15 protein-coding genes are annotated in these 14,716 nt (G+C 62.0%); 12 read left to right on the forward strand and 3 right to left on the reverse strand.

Going from position 1 to position 14,716, the window contains the following annotated elements; translation table 11 throughout:
* Positions 1-150 precede the first annotated feature (150 nt).
* The 6 genes from sufD (at position 151) to fdxA (ending at position 5,511) form a co-directional block, all read left to right on the forward strand.
* On the forward strand, positions 151-1,506 hold the full coding sequence (sufD, locus tag CXY71_RS03190) for a Fe-S cluster assembly protein SufD (RefSeq protein WP_104134247.1): 1,356 nt from the start codon (positions 151-153) through the stop codon (positions 1,504-1,506).
* Between the two features lie 32 nt (positions 1,507-1,538).
* Positions 1,539-2,039 (forward strand): Fe-S cluster assembly sulfur transfer protein SufU, encoded by a 501-nt coding sequence (gene sufU, locus CXY71_RS03195; protein ID WP_104134248.1) that lies wholly within the window; start codon positions 1,539-1,541, stop codon positions 2,037-2,039.
* Positions 2,011-2,562 (forward strand): iron-sulfur cluster assembly protein, encoded by a 552-nt coding sequence (locus CXY71_RS03200; protein WP_104134249.1) that lies wholly within the window; start codon positions 2,011-2,013, stop codon positions 2,560-2,562. The genes sufU and CXY71_RS03200 overlap by 29 nt, the downstream gene beginning before the upstream one ends.
* 16 nt (positions 2,563-2,578) lie before the next feature.
* Complete coding sequence (locus CXY71_RS03205; protein ID WP_104134250.1) at positions 2,579-3,721, forward strand: folate-binding protein YgfZ; 1,143 nt, start codon at positions 2,579-2,581, stop codon at positions 3,719-3,721.
* 123 nt (positions 3,722-3,844) lie between these two features.
* Positions 3,845-5,119, forward strand: coding sequence for an MFS transporter (locus tag CXY71_RS03210; RefSeq protein ID WP_304481822.1), 1,275 nt, complete (start codon positions 3,845-3,847; stop codon positions 5,117-5,119).
* A gap of 68 nt (positions 5,120-5,187) precedes the next feature.
* Positions 5,188-5,511: a ferredoxin gene (gene fdxA, locus CXY71_RS03215; RefSeq protein ID WP_104134251.1), complete on the forward strand. Its 324-nt coding sequence runs from the start codon at positions 5,188-5,190 to the stop codon at positions 5,509-5,511.
* A gap of 126 nt (positions 5,512-5,637) precedes the next feature.
* Here the strand turns inward: fdxA and idi are convergent, their stop codons facing one another.
* Positions 5,638-6,180, reverse strand: a complete 543-nt coding sequence (gene idi, locus CXY71_RS03220) for an isopentenyl-diphosphate Delta-isomerase (RefSeq protein ID WP_104134270.1) — start codon at positions 6,178-6,180, stop codon at positions 5,638-5,640.
* 562 nt (positions 6,181-6,742) lie between these two features.
* The gene (locus tag CXY71_RS03225; RefSeq protein ID WP_255411342.1) at positions 6,743-7,465 is read right to left on the reverse strand and encodes an NTP transferase domain-containing protein; all 723 of its coding nucleotides are present in this window, start codon (positions 7,463-7,465) and stop codon (positions 6,743-6,745) included.
* A gap of 923 nt (positions 7,466-8,388) precedes the next feature.
* Here CXY71_RS03225 and CXY71_RS03230 point away from each other — a divergent pair.
* Genes CXY71_RS03230 through CXY71_RS03240 form a run of 3 tightly spaced genes read left to right on the forward strand, consistent with a single transcriptional unit; the run spans position 8,389 to position 11,056 of the window.
* The gene (locus CXY71_RS03230) at positions 8,389-9,174 is read left to right on the forward strand and encodes an ABC transporter ATP-binding protein (protein ID WP_233198087.1); all 786 of its coding nucleotides are present in this window, start codon (positions 8,389-8,391) and stop codon (positions 9,172-9,174) included.
* A complete protein-coding gene (locus CXY71_RS03235) occupies positions 9,150-10,724 on the forward strand; it encodes a hypothetical protein (RefSeq protein WP_104134252.1) in 1,575 nt (524 codons plus the stop codon). The genes CXY71_RS03230 and CXY71_RS03235 overlap by 25 nt, the downstream gene beginning before the upstream one ends.
* 47 nt (positions 10,725-10,771) lie before the next feature.
* Complete coding sequence (locus tag CXY71_RS03240) at positions 10,772-11,056, forward strand: DUF3039 domain-containing protein (RefSeq protein WP_104134253.1); 285 nt, start codon at positions 10,772-10,774, stop codon at positions 11,054-11,056.
* An 18-nt stretch (positions 11,057-11,074) separates the two neighbouring features.
* Here CXY71_RS03240 and CXY71_RS03245 read toward each other — a convergent pair whose 3' ends face one another.
* The gene (locus CXY71_RS03245; protein WP_255412615.1) at positions 11,075-12,412 is read right to left on the reverse strand and encodes a nicotinate phosphoribosyltransferase; all 1,338 of its coding nucleotides are present in this window, start codon (positions 12,410-12,412) and stop codon (positions 11,075-11,077) included.
* A gap of 66 nt (positions 12,413-12,478) precedes the next feature.
* Here CXY71_RS03245 and murI point away from each other — a divergent pair, with 66 nt between their 5' ends.
* The 3 genes from murI to rdgB are packed head-to-tail and all read left to right on the forward strand — an operon-like array spanning position 12,479 to position 14,674.
* On the forward strand, positions 12,479-13,336 hold the full coding sequence (gene murI / locus CXY71_RS03250) for a glutamate racemase (RefSeq protein ID WP_104134255.1): 858 nt from the start codon (positions 12,479-12,481) through the stop codon (positions 13,334-13,336).
* 9 nt (positions 13,337-13,345) lie between these two features.
* Positions 13,346-14,080 (forward strand): ribonuclease PH, encoded by a 735-nt coding sequence (rph, locus tag CXY71_RS03255; protein WP_104134256.1) that lies wholly within the window; start codon positions 13,346-13,348, stop codon positions 14,078-14,080.
* A gap of 3 nt (positions 14,081-14,083) precedes the next feature.
* Positions 14,084-14,674, forward strand: coding sequence for an RdgB/HAM1 family non-canonical purine NTP pyrophosphatase (gene rdgB, locus CXY71_RS03260; RefSeq protein ID WP_104134257.1), 591 nt, complete (start codon positions 14,084-14,086; stop codon positions 14,672-14,674).
* Positions 14,675-14,716 lie beyond the last annotated feature (42 nt).

Below are 14,716 nucleotides of genomic sequence, written 5' to 3' on the forward strand. Positions count from 1 at the left end.
TCAGGTGCATGTTATGACCGCCGGAAGAATCGTGCGCTCCGGGGACAAAGACCTCGCCGTCGAGCTCGAAGAGCACGGCTATACCGATACGCAGCAGTCCACCGTGCCGCGTGCGACACAGGTTGGGCAAACACCAGTCGGGGCCGTACGATGACCGTAGCGAGAGCAACTGGCGGAGTTCTTGCCGGCGTCGAACTCGAGCGCGACGGCCGCGATCCTAGTTGGCTCAGCGAGGCGCGGTTGAACGCCCTCGATTGGGTGGGCAGGCATGGCTTTCCGACCCACAAGGATGAGGACTGGAAGTACACCGCACTTGGCCCGATTCTGGCCCTTCCCTTCGACGCCGCCACCGCAACGTCCGCCACCGCAACATCCGGCACCGTGGTCTCGGGCAGCCGCGTCAGTGCGGCCCTGATCGACGAAGCAGCGGTCGATCTCGGCGGGCCACGGCTGGTCTTCGTCAACGGACACTTTGCGGCTGAATTCTCTCGGGTGACGGGGCTGCCAAGCGGCGCCGTCGTTACGACTCTGGCCGCAGTGCTAGCGGCGGGGCCCGATCGACTTGAACCCTTCTTTGCACATACGCCTGGAGCACGTCACGCGTTCGCCGCATTCAACGACGCACTCGCCGAGGATGGCGCATTCATCCACTTGACCTCCGCCACAATCGTTGAGCAACCGATCCAACTCGTGTTCTTCTCCGACACCGGTGGGATCCCGCTGATCTCGAGTCCCAAGTCTGTGATAATCGCCGATCCCGGCTCGCGCGCGACGATCGTCGAGACCTACGCTGGAATCGATACCGACGTGTACTGCACCAACGCCGTCACCGAACTCGTTCTCGCCGAGGACGCGCAAATTGAGCATTACAAGGTTCAAAACGAGCCGGTGACCGCATTCCATGTCGCGCTGCTATCGGTGCGTCAGGGCCGCAACAGTCATTTCTCCTCGCGCTCGGTCATGCTTGGCGGCAGCATCGCCCGGCACGAAGTGCGGGTACTTCTGGACGGCAGCGGCGCGGAGGTCAGCCTCGATGGTGTCTACCTGCCCCAGGGTGATCAACTCCACGACAACACAATCTTCGTCGATCACGTAGCCACCAACACGACCAGCCACCAGCTCTATAAGGGGGTGCTGGACGGACGTTCACACGAGGTATTCAACGGCCACATCATGGTTCGTCACGGCGCGGACGGAACCGATGCGAACCAGAAGAACAAGAATTTGCTACTCTCCGACCGCGCTGAGGTCGACACTAGACCAAGGCTGGAAATCTACACCGACGATGTGAAGTGCACGCACGGTGCGGCGGTTGGTCAAATGGATGATGAGGCGATCCTGTACTTGCGTGCCCGCGCCATACCGCTGGAGGATGCCCGCGGGCTCCTCATCTACGCGTTTGTGCACGAGATGGTGGACCGGATTGAATTGGAGCCTTTGCGCGCACAGTTGGAACGAGTGGTCGCTACCCGGTTCGCCAATGGCGCTGGCCAGGTCGGGCAATGAGGGCCGGTGGGACCATGACGGCCGGCTCAGGGATGGCTTCGACCAGTTCAGGCATCGCGGGTCTCTACCAGGAAATGATCATCGATCATGGGCGCCGGCCACGTAACTTTCGTAAAATCGACGGCGCGACCCGAACGGTAGAAGCTCTCAATCCGCTCTGTGGCGATCAGTTAACCCTCTCCGTTCAAGTCACCGACGGTGTTATCGCCGACGTTGCCTTCACGGGGAGCGGATGCACCATCTCCCAGGCTTCCGCCTCGCTGATGACCATGGCCGTCAAGGGTCTGCAACCCGAGGAGGCCCTGACGCTATTCGCTCGCGTCCACACCATGCTCACCAGCGAATCCGAGGACGAAGCGTCACTGGCCGGGGTGGGCAAACTTGCTGTGCTCTCGGGCGTGTGGGAATACCCGACTCGGGTCAAGTGCGCCTCCCTGGCGTGGCAGGCGTTACGTAACGCGCTCGAAGACGGCAACCGCCAGGACGAGAAAGGAATAACAGACCATGGACTCAGACCGGTACACGATCGTTGAACTTAGCCAGAGCTGCCAGGTGACGGTGATTCCGGGCGGGCAGCCGATGTTGCTCCAGGCTGGCGAACAGGTTGTCGTGACGCAGACCCTCGGTGAGAGCGTTACCGTTCAAACTGCAATGGGGTATCTCGTTCGCATCAGTGCCGCGGACTCGGCCGCGCTCGGATTGACCAGGTCGGCCGCAGAAACAGTGATCGAGAATGACGGTCCATTCGATCTGGACCAGGTGCTGGACCAGCTCAGGAACGTTTTCGACCCGGAAATCCCGATCAATGTCGTGGACTTGGGTCTGATCTACCTATGCCAAGCGGAGTTGCTCGCCGATGGCACCCACCGGGTCGAAGTTAAGATGTCCATGACCGCGCCGGGCTGCGGTATGGGCGATGTGCTCAAAAAGGATGCCCACACCGCGATCCAATCGGTTCCCGGTATCAGTGACATCGACATCGAGCTGGTCTGGGACCCGCCATGGGGCCAGGACCGAATGTCGGAGGCCGCTCGGCTTCAACTCGGAATGTACTAAAAGACAAGGCTGCCGCATGACCAGCAAATTTTTGAACAGGCCCGGCGCCGTCGAGTCTGCTGAGCCGGTCGATGCCGGCATCGCGGCCCATTACGGCAACGCGTTTTCAGAGCAGCGTGCCCTGGCTACCGGTACGGCGATTGTTGACCTCTCGCACCGGGCGGTCATCGCCGTCTCCGGCTCCGATCGGCGCAGTTGGATTGATTCGCTGTCCAGCCAGAGTGTCGCCAATCTGGCACCGGGCGAGTCCACAGAGACTCTGCTTTTGAATATGACCGGTCGGATCGACTACGCGGTTCGTCTTTTCGATGATGGGACCGACCTGTGGCTGCTTCTTGAGCGCGAACAAGCATCTGGGCTTCTCCTCTGGCTGGCCAGCATGAAATTTGCTTTGAGAGTGGAACTTACCGATCGTTCCTTGGAATTCGCGACAATCGGGAGCCTCGGCCGGCCGGAGCTTCCGGTAGCGGTACCGCATGGCCTACCGCTGATCTGGCACGACCCGTGGATGGGCGTTCGCCCGGGTGGATACCAGTACGCAGTCGCGACGCGACACCCGGCGGCAGACTGGACCTACAGTGAGACGTTGGTGCCTCGCGCCGCACTGGGCGGGATCGTCGGTTCCGATATTCCGGCCGCTGGACTGCACGCCCTGGAAGCGTTGCGCGTAGCGGCCTGGCGCCCACGTTTCTCTACCGAAGTCGATGACAAGTCGATTCCTCATGAGCTAGATTGGCTGCGCACCGCTGTGCATCTGAACAAGGGTGGCTATCGCGGCCAGCAGACGGTGGCCAAGGTTCACAACGTTGGCCATCCACCGCGCAGACTCGTCATGCTCTATCTGGATGGATTCGAGGGTGTCTTGCCGTCGCGCGGGGATCGTGTCATGGCACCGCATGGTGTTGGCCAGGACGGTGTTGGCCGGGGCTCGCTGGCCGATCCGTTCAAGAACGTTGGTCTGGTTACATCGGTTGCCCGGCACTACGAATTGGGACCGGTCGCACTCGCAGTCATAAAACGCGGCACTGACGCGGCGGGTGATCTTCTCGTGAGGACCTGTATCGGAGACGTACCGGCCAGACAAGTGGTGATCGTACCGCCGGATGCCGGTGCCGTAGCCGCGGTTACGCTTCCTCGCCTGGCACGTCCAGCCGCGTGAGTGCAATATTGCTATGTCTGACGATCTACTAATGGGAATGGACACCGTGTGGCCGAAGTTCATGCACGTTTGAATCGAACGGCGCGACTGGATGCGCTTCCATTTACGAGGGAGCATCGCGGCGTGTTGGTCGGTTCCGGCTTTGGTTGGGCACTGGACGCCATGGACGTCGGGCTCATCTCCTTTGTCCTGGCCCAATTAGCGGTGCAGTGGAACGCGAGCGACCTAGAATTGTCCTGGGTCGCATCCGTCGGCTTTATCGGCATGGCCGTTGGCGCCGTCCTCGGAGGGCTTCTGGCCGATCGCATCGGTCGACGTCGGGTATTTGCACTCACCCTCCTCGTCTATGGACTCGCGACGGGAGCATCCGCCCTGTCCGGCTCCATTGCCGTACTCATCGCCTGGCGATTCGTCGTCGGGCTCGGTCTCGGAGCGGAACTTCCGGTAGCGTCGACGCTGGTCAGCGAGTTTGCTCCGCCCCGAATTCGCGGTCGAATTATCGTCGTGCTCGAATCGTTCTGGGCCATCGGCTGGACCGTCTCCGCTGTGATCGGATTTCTCGTCGTTCCGTCATCAGAAAACGGATGGCGCTGGGCGTTGGCTGTCGGAGCGGCCCCGGCCATTTACTCGGTGGTCGTTCGGCTGCGTTTACCCGAGTCGGTGCGTTTTCTCGAGTCTCGTGGGCGTTTTATGGAAGCAGAGTCGACCGTTCAACGATTTGAGCACTCAGCCGGCGTGACGGTGCCACCCCCGGAATCGGCCGCAGTTATGAGCGGGGCAAGGCCAACGGCATCCGCTGCTCGACCACAGATGACCGCGCTGTTCGCGCGCGCGCTGCGAGGCCGGACCGCAGCCCTGTGGCTGGTCTGGTTCTGCGTGAATTTTTCCTACTACGGCGCCTTCATCTGGCTGCCGACCATTCTGGTTGCCTCGGGGTTTTCTCTCACTCGATCCTTTGCCTACACGCTCATCATTACCCTGGCCCAGCTACCGGGGTATGCCGCATCTGCCTACCTCATCGAACGCTGGGGCCGGCGCAGAACCCTCGCTGCGTTCCTCATTGGTTCCGCGCTTTCGGCCGCGTTGTTTGGCATGGCCACAGAAACCAGCCAGGTGATTGGTGCTGGCATGTTGCTGTCGTTCTTTAACCTGGGCGCGTGGGGAGCGCTCTACGCCGTGACTCCGGAACTGTATCCCACCCGCATTCGCGCGACCGGGGCTGGCTGGGCGGCAGGCATCGGTCGGAGCGCTGCGATCCTGGCCCCGCTCGCCGTGCCTGGGTTGCGGGACACGGGCGGAACCGGTCTGCTCTTCACCGTGTTCGCAGCATTTTTCCTGGTCGCCGCACTGGGCGCATTCGGGCTTCCGGAGAAACGCGGCCAGGTCCTGATGGACTGACGCAGCATCGATTGGCTGACCAATAATTCCTGACCACAGCTCGCCCATTTGAGAGAGAAAAATTCACTATGACGTACGTTATTGCTCTTCCCTGCGTTGACGTGAAAGATCGAGCGTGCATTGACGAGTGCCCGGTTGATTGCATTTACGAAGGCGATCGTGCACTCTATATCCACCCCGACGAGTGCATCGACTGTGGCGCCTGCGAGCCGGTGTGCCCGGTGGAAGCCATTTTCTACGAGGACGACGTGCCTGAAAAGTGGGCGGAATATTACAAGGCCAACGTGGAATTCTTTGATGACATCGGATCACCCGGTGGAGCTTCGAAGACCGGAGTGATTCATAAGGACCATCCGATTATCGCTGCGCTTCCAGTGCAATTTCGGTCCTGAAATGACTGCACGCGCGATGATTGCAAACCTCACGATGGGGTCGGTCAAACACCCCGCGACCCAGAAATTTCCGCGACATTAACGTTGTGGGTCACAAGCCACTAGTTGAATTCGTGTCGAAGCGATCTAAACCTGCGGAAAGAGCAGGGGGAGCTGCAGGGTCAGCCAGGGGCTGAATGCCCAAGGGGTGGTCCGTACCGCCGACACGAGGTCGGCGCGGGGCACCCACCGCCATTCCAAGACCTCGTCAGCGCGGGGCGCAACCGTCGAGCTTGTGACCGCTGTGAAAACCGGACAGATTTCGTTTTCCACGATGCCGGACGCGTCGATTGCACGATAGCGAAAGTCGGGCAGGGCCAGAGTGAGTTCGGTTAGTTCGATGCCGAGTTCATGGCTCGCGCGGCGAATTGCTGCATTTTCCAGGGTCTCTCCGGGCGCAGGATGACCACAGAACGAGTTCGTCCACACACCCGGCCAGGCCTTCTTGGTCAGCGCGCGGCGGGTAACCAGGATGCGGTCGTTTTCATCGAAGACGTGGCATGAGAATGCTAGGTGCAGCGCCGTGTCGAAGTCATGCACGAGCGCCTTGTCGGCCACGCCGATCGGCGTTCCGTCCTCGGCAACGAGCACCACGGTCTCGACCTCGAGGATGTCCCGTTCGTCGGTCATGCTGTCCTGCGCCACGTCTGACCACCCTCTGAAAGTTTCGTACCTCAAATCTACGCCAGCGGTGGGATATTCGTGCGCCTGCGCCTGCGGCCGCGATCGAGTGGCGCGTCTAGAAAGCGAGGGGCATCCCTCTAAAGCATGGAACTATCCCCAGAATGGGGGGTAGACAGAAGGAGAGAGGGGGTATCGGTTGCGAGTTGGATGGGAACAAACTGAGGCGAATGGTCCTGTGAGATGTTGGATTTTTCAGATTCGCCGGGGCGGGACCGAACGAAGGAGTTCATTCCATGAGAATAACTTGCCCGTACTGTCACTCTGAGGCCCGACTGCGACCAAATCCCGCTATAACTGACGGGGCGACCGCACCGAGGTATGAACTCGAATGCAGCGGTTGCGACGCCACTTCTGTACGGCCCAGCCCGGGACGCCGACACCTTCGGTGCTCAGCAGACGGGACCTTTATCCCGGAATCGCTGGCCCGTGCTAGGGCGGGTTGAAGTCGCGATGCTCAAAAACCCCCACGCCGAGGCGCAGGGGTTTTGGTCGTGCGAGTTGATGTGGGTTAAACGAACAGGTTCGCGCGCTTGAGGTCTTCGGCGAAATCTACCTCGACGGCGTAGAAGTCGGAGATGTTCACCGGCTCCACCAGCATGCGGTTCTGCTCGATCGCAAGCTCGATGCCGCGCTCGAAGTAGTCCTGGTCGGCGACCTTGATTAGCTGGCGAATGAGGGTTGCCTTGTCGGCGCTCGACACGTAGTTGATGCCGACAGCTTCGCCAAGACCGTCTTTGACGGTCTTGGACAGCTCCTTGATGTAGCCCTCGGCGCTGGTCGTGTATTTTACCTCTTCATCGGATACCTTGTCGGTGTTCACTGTGACGAAAGACTGGTCACGGGCCATCATGGCGGCAGCGCGGTCGAGAATGGCCGGGTCGAAGACAACGTCGCCGTTCATCCAGAGCACGCCACCCGGCTTCGAAGCCTGCAGGGCACGCAGCAGGCTCTTCGATGTGTTGGTCTGGTCGTATTCTTCGTTGTAGACGAAGGATGCCTGCGGGAACGCTTCAATGATGTGCTCAAGCTTGTAGCCGACGACGATGGTGACCTCGGCGGCTTTGCCGAAGGCATGCGCGATGTTGTCGAACTGCTGCTGCATGATGGTGCGGCCATCGTTCAGTTCGGTGAGCGGCTTCGGCAGCGAGCGTCCAAGACGACTGCCCATGCCGGCCGCCAGGATGACGACGTGCGTCTTGACCGACTGCGTCTTAGCTGCCTGCGTCGTCACGATTATCTCCTCAAGAATGATCGGGGCTACGACTGAAAACCCATTCGCTTGCGAAGAGTTTGCTCAGGATTCACCCACATGTTCACGTAAAGACACACCGTTATGTCAACCTCACCATAACCCGTTGGGTCGTTCCGCGGGCAAAAACGGCTCGGCACGTGTCCATTTCGTGACCCGGCATGGAGCGTACTCACAGGTTGAAATGGCTGTCAGCCGGCCGTCCGCGCCCTCAGGGCGGTGGTCCTTGGTAGGTTAACTGAGTGACTTTTGTGCCGCTCAACTCTGAACCTGACGACGAATCTGTCACCGACACTTCTGCAGAATCGAAAGCGCCGAACGCCGTGGAACGAAAGATCGTGAAACTCAACGCCGCGAATCCGGCGGCAAGTGAGTCAGCCCTCGTTAAACCGAATGAGCATGACCCTGCCGTTTCTAAGCCGGCTGAGCGTAAGCCTGCCGTGCGTAAGCCTGCCGTGCGTAAGCCGGCCGTGCGTAAGCCGGCCGTGCGTAAGCCGGCCGTGCGTAAGCCGGCCGCCAGGGCACCGGCTGCGGCCACGGCCGAGAAACCGACCGCGTCTGAACCGAATGCATCGACATCCACTGACACGACGGCCACACCGGCCAAGCCTGCCACACCGGCCGAGCCTGCCATACGCAAGCCGGCCGCACGTAAACCGACGGTGCGCAAGCCGACGGTTCGTAAGGCATCCGTCCCCGCTTCAACCGCCACTCCAGCACAGTCCGGGGCCACGACGTCCTCGCTTTCCAATAGCTCCACCGACGGAACGACTCGTCCGTATGCGACTCGCGATGCACTCCAGGATCGGCTCCGCACCGCTGCGCCCACGGAGCCGGCCGAGCTAGAGCCCCAGTCCGAGGCTCAGTCCAAGATTCAAACGACGCCCAGGGCACAGCCGAAGTCGGTGCCCGAATCTGTGGGCAAGCCGGCAACGATCGTGATCGAGGCCCGTGGCCTGATCAAACGCTTCGGACAGACCGTCGCAGTTTCCAACCTCAACCTGACCGTTCGTGCCGGGTCGTTCTATGGCATTGTCGGACCGAACGGTGCCGGTAAGACCACGACCCTGTCCATGATCACCGGGTTGCTGCGGCCGGCAGCAGGAACCGTCACCGTGCACGGTATCGATGTCTGGAAGCGACCCAACGACGCCAAACGTGTCATCGGGGTGCTGCCCGATCGGCTTCGGCTGTTCGATCGACTGACCGGGGCGCAGCTGCTCTACTACGCTGGCACCCTCCGCGGGATCGACAACGACACTGTGCGTACCCGCTCGGCGGATTTGGCCGCAGCGTTCGGCCTCGAGGACGCACTCAACCGGCTGGTCGCCGACTACTCCGCCGGCATGACCAAGAAGATCGCCTTGGCCTGTGCCATGATCCATTCTCCCCGCGTGCTTGTGCTCGATGAACCGTTCGAGTCGGTCGACCCTGTTTCCGCGGTCAACGTCACCGAAATTCTGCAGAAATACGTTGCCGCTGGTGGCACGGTCGTGCTGTCCAGCCACGGTATGGATTTGATTCAGCGGGTCTGTGATCACGTCGCGATCATCGTGCAGGGGCGGGTCCTGGCGGCCGGCACCGTTGACGAGGTTCGCGGTCAGAAGACGCTCGAAGACCGGTTCGTTGAACTCGCCGGTGGACGCAAGGTGGCGGAGGGCATGGAATGGTTGCACAATTTTTCGGACTGAAACTCCGACTGCTCGCCAACCTGTTTCGTCGTAGTCCCTGGCAGGTCGTCGGCCTGGTCGTAGGCCTGCTCTACGGGCTCGGCGTTGCCATGACATTCCTGGTCGTCCTGATCTCCCTGCGGTTCATCGGTGACCCAGCTCTGATTCGAGATTCGCTCATCGTGGCCGGATCGGTGGTGGTGCTGGGCTTTCTGCTCATCCCGATCGTCGCCGGAATCGACGACAGCATGGACCCACGCAAGTTTGCCTTCCTGGGCATTCCTAACCGTTCTCTGTCGCTGGGCCTGGCGGGGTCGGCTCTCATCGGTGGTCCGGCCGTCACACTGAGCATTGTTCTGCTCGGAACCGTGTTCACTTGGTCGCGTGGCGTGGGCCAGGCGCTGCTCGCGCTCGTCTCGGCCGGGCTCATCCTGGCCACCTGCATTCTTTTGTCGCGAGTGAGCGCATCCCTCGCGGCATTTCTGCTCTCCACCCGGCGTTCGCGAGAATTCACCGGCCTCATTGGAGTCGTCGTGTTAGTCATGATCTCCCCGGTGGTTGTGGTACTGATCAGCACGGACTGGGCGCGTCACGGTCGTGCGCTGCTCGGCACGCTCGCCTCGATTCTGGGCTGGACTCCGCTCGGCGCAGCCTGGGCTGTTCCCGGGGATGCCTCCACCGGAGCGTGGGGCCCGGCGATCCTCAAGCTCGTCATCGCGGCGGCGTCGGTCTACACCCTGTGGTTGATCTGGCAGCTGGTCGTGGCGCGTATGCTCGTGTCGCCCGGTCGCGAAGCGGCAGCGAAGCAGTACTCCGGGCTGGGCTGGTTCGACCGTATGCCGCACAACGCCGTCGGCGCCATCGCCGCCCGCACCTTCACCTATTGGGCCCGTGACTCACGCTACTGGGTATCGCTCATCATGATCCCGATCGTTCCGATCATCGCGGTCCTGCCACTCAACATCGCCGGTGTGCCCGTGCACTACCTCGCCCTGCTACCGGTGCCTCTTATGTGCGTCTTCCTAGGTTGGACCATGCACAACGACGTCGCCTACGACAGCACGGCGATCTGGCTGCACGTTGCCTCCGGTACGCGCGGGGTAGCAGACCGAATTGGTCGACTCGTTCCCGCACTGGCCATTGCCGTCCCTGTTATCGGCATTGGGTCGGCCGTCAGTATCTGGCTCTACGGCGATTGGACGGTCTTGCCTTCCATGCTGGGAGTGAGTACCTGCATTCTCCTGGCCGGTCTGGGCTTTTCGAGCTACACGTCGACGAGGTTTCCGTACCCGGTCAGCAAACCCGGCGACAGCCCGTTTGCGCAGCCGCAGGCCTCCGACACGGCATCCGCTCTCGTGCAATCGTTGACCTTCACCGGCTCAATCGTTCTCGCCCTGCCCGCGCTCATTTTCGCCTATCTGGGAGTCACCGAAGATCCGGTATGGCATCTGCGTAGCCTGGGAATTGGAATCGGACTCGGCCTGCTCGCCGTGATCGTGGGAATCTGGCTCGGCTCGCGTACCTTTGAACGTCGTGGACCCGAGATGCTCGCCTCCGCGCAGCGCGCCTGATCAGCACGCGCCTGCCCAGCCGGCGCGAGATTGCTTAGACTGGTGCCATGACTGAATTTCGCGCGAGCATTGCAGAACCCGGCCAGCCCGGCGGCGGAACTTCCACGCTCGACCGTGAGCTCGAAGAACTCATCACGCAGGAGCAACTCGAGCCGGGCGACCATGAACGGTTTTCTCACTATGTCCCCAAGGACAAGATCATGGAGTCGGCCATTTCTGGCAAGCCGGTCAAGGCGCTATGCGGCAAGAAGTGGTTGCCGGGACGCGATCCGGAGAAATTTCCGGTCTGCCCGACCTGTAAGGCTATCTACGAAAAGATGAAGGCCAAGTAACAGCTATTCCGGCCGCAGCTAGCGATACGAGGTCGGAATAACAGCCTCACCGCGCCCGAGTCGAAACGCTTCAATCGGCAATTCCTGCATAACGGATGCGTTGTGGGCGCGAGCGCGCAGGGTCCCGGCAGATCCCAGGTAGCGTTCGTCGACGGTGCCGCCTTCGATCAGGGGCACGAGGAGTGCTCGTTCCAGTCCGCTACGGGAATCGAACTGGGCAGCGGGCCCGTGGTCGAGCACTACGATTTCTTCCTGAGCGATTCCGGCGCCATCTACTCGGCGCAGCGCGCTCTTGCGGCCGCCGATGGAGAGTTTCGCGGTCGAGGTCTTGGCGACGGAAATCCAGTCCTCGCCGTGTCCCTTGTGGGCGACCAGCTTGTAGACCAGGCCGGCGGCCGGTTCGCCCGACCCGGTGACCACTGAGGTACCAACTCCGAAGGCGTCGACCGGGCTAGCCGACAGGGCTGCGATGGCGAACTCGTCGAGGTCACTCGTGACAGTGATCTTCGTGTTCACGGCGCCGAGCGCGTCGAGCTGGGCCCGCGCGGCGGCTACAACGGTAGGCAGATCGCCGGAGTCGATGCGGATCGAGCCGAGGTCGGGGCCGGCTACCTTGACCGCCAGTGCGATGCCGGCTGGCACATCGTAGGTGTCGACGAGCAGCGTCGTGGCCGCACCGAAGGCATCCACTTGTGCCTGGAATGCTTCTTCTTCGCTGTCGTGCAGCAAAATAAATGAGTGCGCGGCGGTGCCCATCGTCGGCAGGCCCCATTGGCGGCCGGCTTCGAGGTTGCTGGTCGATGCGAAGCCGGCGATGAACGCGGCGCGGGCAGCGGCGACCGCCGAGTGTTCATTGGTGCGGCGCGACCCCATTTCGGCGATCGGGCGGCCGAGGCTCACCGAGACCATGCGCGCGGCCGCGCTCGCGACCGCGATGTCGTAGTTGAGCACACTCAGAATAAGTGTCTCCAGAATGACGCCCTCGGTGAAGGTGCTTTCCACCAGCAGTAGCGGCGACCCGGGAAAGTAAGCTTCGCCTTCCTGATACCCCCAAATGTTGCCGCTGAAGGAATAATTGGCCAGATAGTCGAGGGTGGACGTGTGCACGACCCCGTTCTGCTCCAGCCAGGTCAGTTCTTCGGTTTCGAAGCGAAACTGCCGAATCAGTTCCAACAGACGGCCGGTGCCGGCCACGATGCCATAGCGGCGTCCAGCCGGCAGGCGCCGGGCGAAGGCCTCGAACATACACTCGCGATCGGCGGTGCCGCTTTGGATCGCGGCGTCGACCATCGTAAGTTCATAGCGGTCGGTGCGGAATGCGGGGGTGCGAGCGGCTGGGCCGCCATGTGCAGACACGGAGAAAGTGGGGGACGGGGTCACCCGAAACAGCTTATCCGCTCGGTCGGGCTAGGCTTAGTCTCCGTGAAGGATGCACCGATTGGTATTTTCGATTCCGGAGTGGGCGGCCTGACCGTCGCCCGGGCGATCAAGGACCAGTTGCCGAACGAATCTATCCTCTATATCGGCGATACGGCGCACTCGCCCTATGGGTCGAAGAAGATCGCCGACGTGCGCGGTTTCGCACTCGATGTGCTCGATGATCTCGTCGCCCAAGACGTGAAACTGCTCGTCATCGCCTGCAACACAGCGTCGGCGGCCATGCTGCGCGATGCCCGCGAACGCTACAGCGTGCCGGTGATTGAAGTCATCCAGCCCGCAGTGCGCCGCGCGGTCGTGACCACGCGTAACCAGCGGGTCGGGGTGATCGGAACGGTCGGCACCATCAACTCCCGCGCCTACAACGATGCCTTTGCTGCGGCGCCGCAAATCTCCCTGTTCAGCCAGGCCTGTCCCCGCTTTGTGGAGTTCGTCGAGTCCGGTGTCACGACCGGTGCCGAATTACTTGCCGTCGCCGAGGAGTATCTCGCGCCGCTGCGCGCGGCCGAGGTCGACACCCTGGTGCTCGGCTGTACCCACTATCCGTTCCTGCGGGGCGCGATCTCCTATGTCATGGGGGAGGGCGTAACCCTGGTCTCCAGCGACACCGAAACCGCCAACGACGTCTACCGGGTACTGGTCAGCCAGGGGCTCGAACGCGGCCGCATAACCCCGCCCACCTACCGCTATGAGGCCACAGGCGACAGCGCCGAGGATTTTCTGGCCCTCGCCCATCGCCTGATCGGCCCTGAAATCAACCGAGTCGAACTGATCGAGACCGGCGCGATCAACCTAAGCGCACTCGCATCGCCACCCTTTTCAGTCTTGAACCCGAACCACTAGGAGTACACCGTGATCGAAACCCTGCGCGCCGACGGGCGCACCAACGACGAACTTCGCCCGATCACGATCGAGCGCGGCTGGAGCGACCAAGCCGAAGGGTCTGCACTGATCTCCTTCGGGCGCACCAAGGTGCTGTGCACGGCATCGTTCACCAATGGCGTTCCGCGCTGGATGAGCGGCAAGGGCAAGGGCTGGGTCACTGCCGAGTATTCGATGCTGCCGCGCTCGACCAATAGTCGCATGGACCGCGAATCGGTCAAGGGCAAGATCGGCGGCCGCACCCACGAGATCAGCCGCTTGATCGGCCGCAGCCTACGCGCTGTCGTCGATATGAAGGCGCTGGGCGAGAACACTCTGGTGCTCGACTGTGACGTACTGCAGGCCGACGGTGGCACCCGCACCGCGGCCATCACGGGTGCTTACGTTGCCCTCGCAGACGCCCTCGAGTGGGGTCGCAGCAAGAAGTTCATCTCGCAGAAGGCGCAGCCGCTCATCGACAGCGTCTCGGCCGTGTCGGTCGGCATCATTGGCGGCGTCCCCATGCTCGATCTGGCCTACACCGAAGATGTGCGCGCCGACACGGACATGAATGTGGTCGTGACCGGTCGAGGCAAGTTCGTCGAGGTGCAGGGCACCGCCGAGGCGGCACCGTTCGACCGCAATGAACTGGACACGCTGCTCGATCTTGCCCTGAAGGGCGCCATCACCTTGACCGATTTTCAGACCAGCGCACTGGGGAACTGAAGCGTGCAGATCGTTCTTGCCACTCACAACGCCCACAAAGTCGAAGAGCTGCGGCGCATCCTGGCCCCACAGCTTCCGGGCGTTGAGGTGCTCGCCTACGACGGCCCCGAACCGGTCGAGGACGGCGTCAGTTTCACCGAGAATGCCTTGATCAAAGCTCGTGCTGCTGCGGCGCACACCGGGCTGCCGGCCATTGCCGACGATTCCGGCATCTGTGTCGACATTCTCGGCGGAGCGCCCGGTATATTCTCTGCGCGCTGGTCTGGCCCGGCCAAAGACGCTGGCGAGAACCTGCGACTGTTACTTTGGCAACTCAGCGACGTTCCCGAGCAGCACCGCGACGCCCACTTCACCTGCGTGGCGGCACTCGCGCTGCCCGACGGCAGCGAACGTGCCGTGACCGGCGAATGGCCGGGGCAGCTTCTGTTCGAACCGGCCGGCAAGAACGGATTCGGTTACGACCCGATCTTTCTGCCCGATGGCTATGCCATCTCGGCCGCCGAACTCTCGGCGCACGTGAAGAACCAGATCAGCCATCGGGCGATCGCCTTCGAGGGTCTCGTTCCGGTATTGCGCGAGGTGCTCGGCAGCTGATTAACCGGCAACTCACCGGGCGGCTGGCGAGCAGCCCGCTAC

The sequence above is a fragment of the Cryobacterium sp. Y62 genome, assembly GCF_002929785.1.
GTDB lineage: Bacteria > Actinomycetota > Actinomycetes > Actinomycetales > Microbacteriaceae > Cryobacterium.

Excerpts from the sequence above, each read along its gene's own strand:
- idi (WP_104134270.1), bottom strand. The coding sequence starts at position 6,180 with ATGACCGACGAACGGGACATCCTCGAGGTCGAGACCGTGGTGCTCGTT.
- CXY71_RS03240 (WP_104134253.1), top strand. The coding sequence starts at position 10,772 with ATGACTGAATTTCGCGCGAGCATTGCAGAACCCGGCCAGCCCGGCGGC.
- CXY71_RS03205 (WP_104134250.1), top strand. The coding sequence starts at position 2,579 with ATGACCAGCAAATTTTTGAACAGGCCCGGCGCCGTCGAGTCTGCTGAG.
- sufU (WP_104134248.1), top strand. The coding sequence starts at position 1,539 with ATGGCTTCGACCAGTTCAGGCATCGCGGGTCTCTACCAGGAAATGATC.
- CXY71_RS03235 (WP_104134252.1), top strand. The coding sequence starts at position 9,150 with ATGGTTGCACAATTTTTCGGACTGAAACTCCGACTGCTCGCCAACCTG.
- sufD (WP_104134247.1), top strand. The coding sequence starts at position 151 with ATGACCGTAGCGAGAGCAACTGGCGGAGTTCTTGCCGGCGTCGAACTC.
- fdxA (WP_104134251.1), top strand. The coding sequence starts at position 5,188 with ATGACGTACGTTATTGCTCTTCCCTGCGTTGACGTGAAAGATCGAGCG.
- CXY71_RS03200 (WP_104134249.1), top strand. The coding sequence starts at position 2,011 with ATGGACTCAGACCGGTACACGATCGTTGAACTTAGCCAGAGCTGCCAG.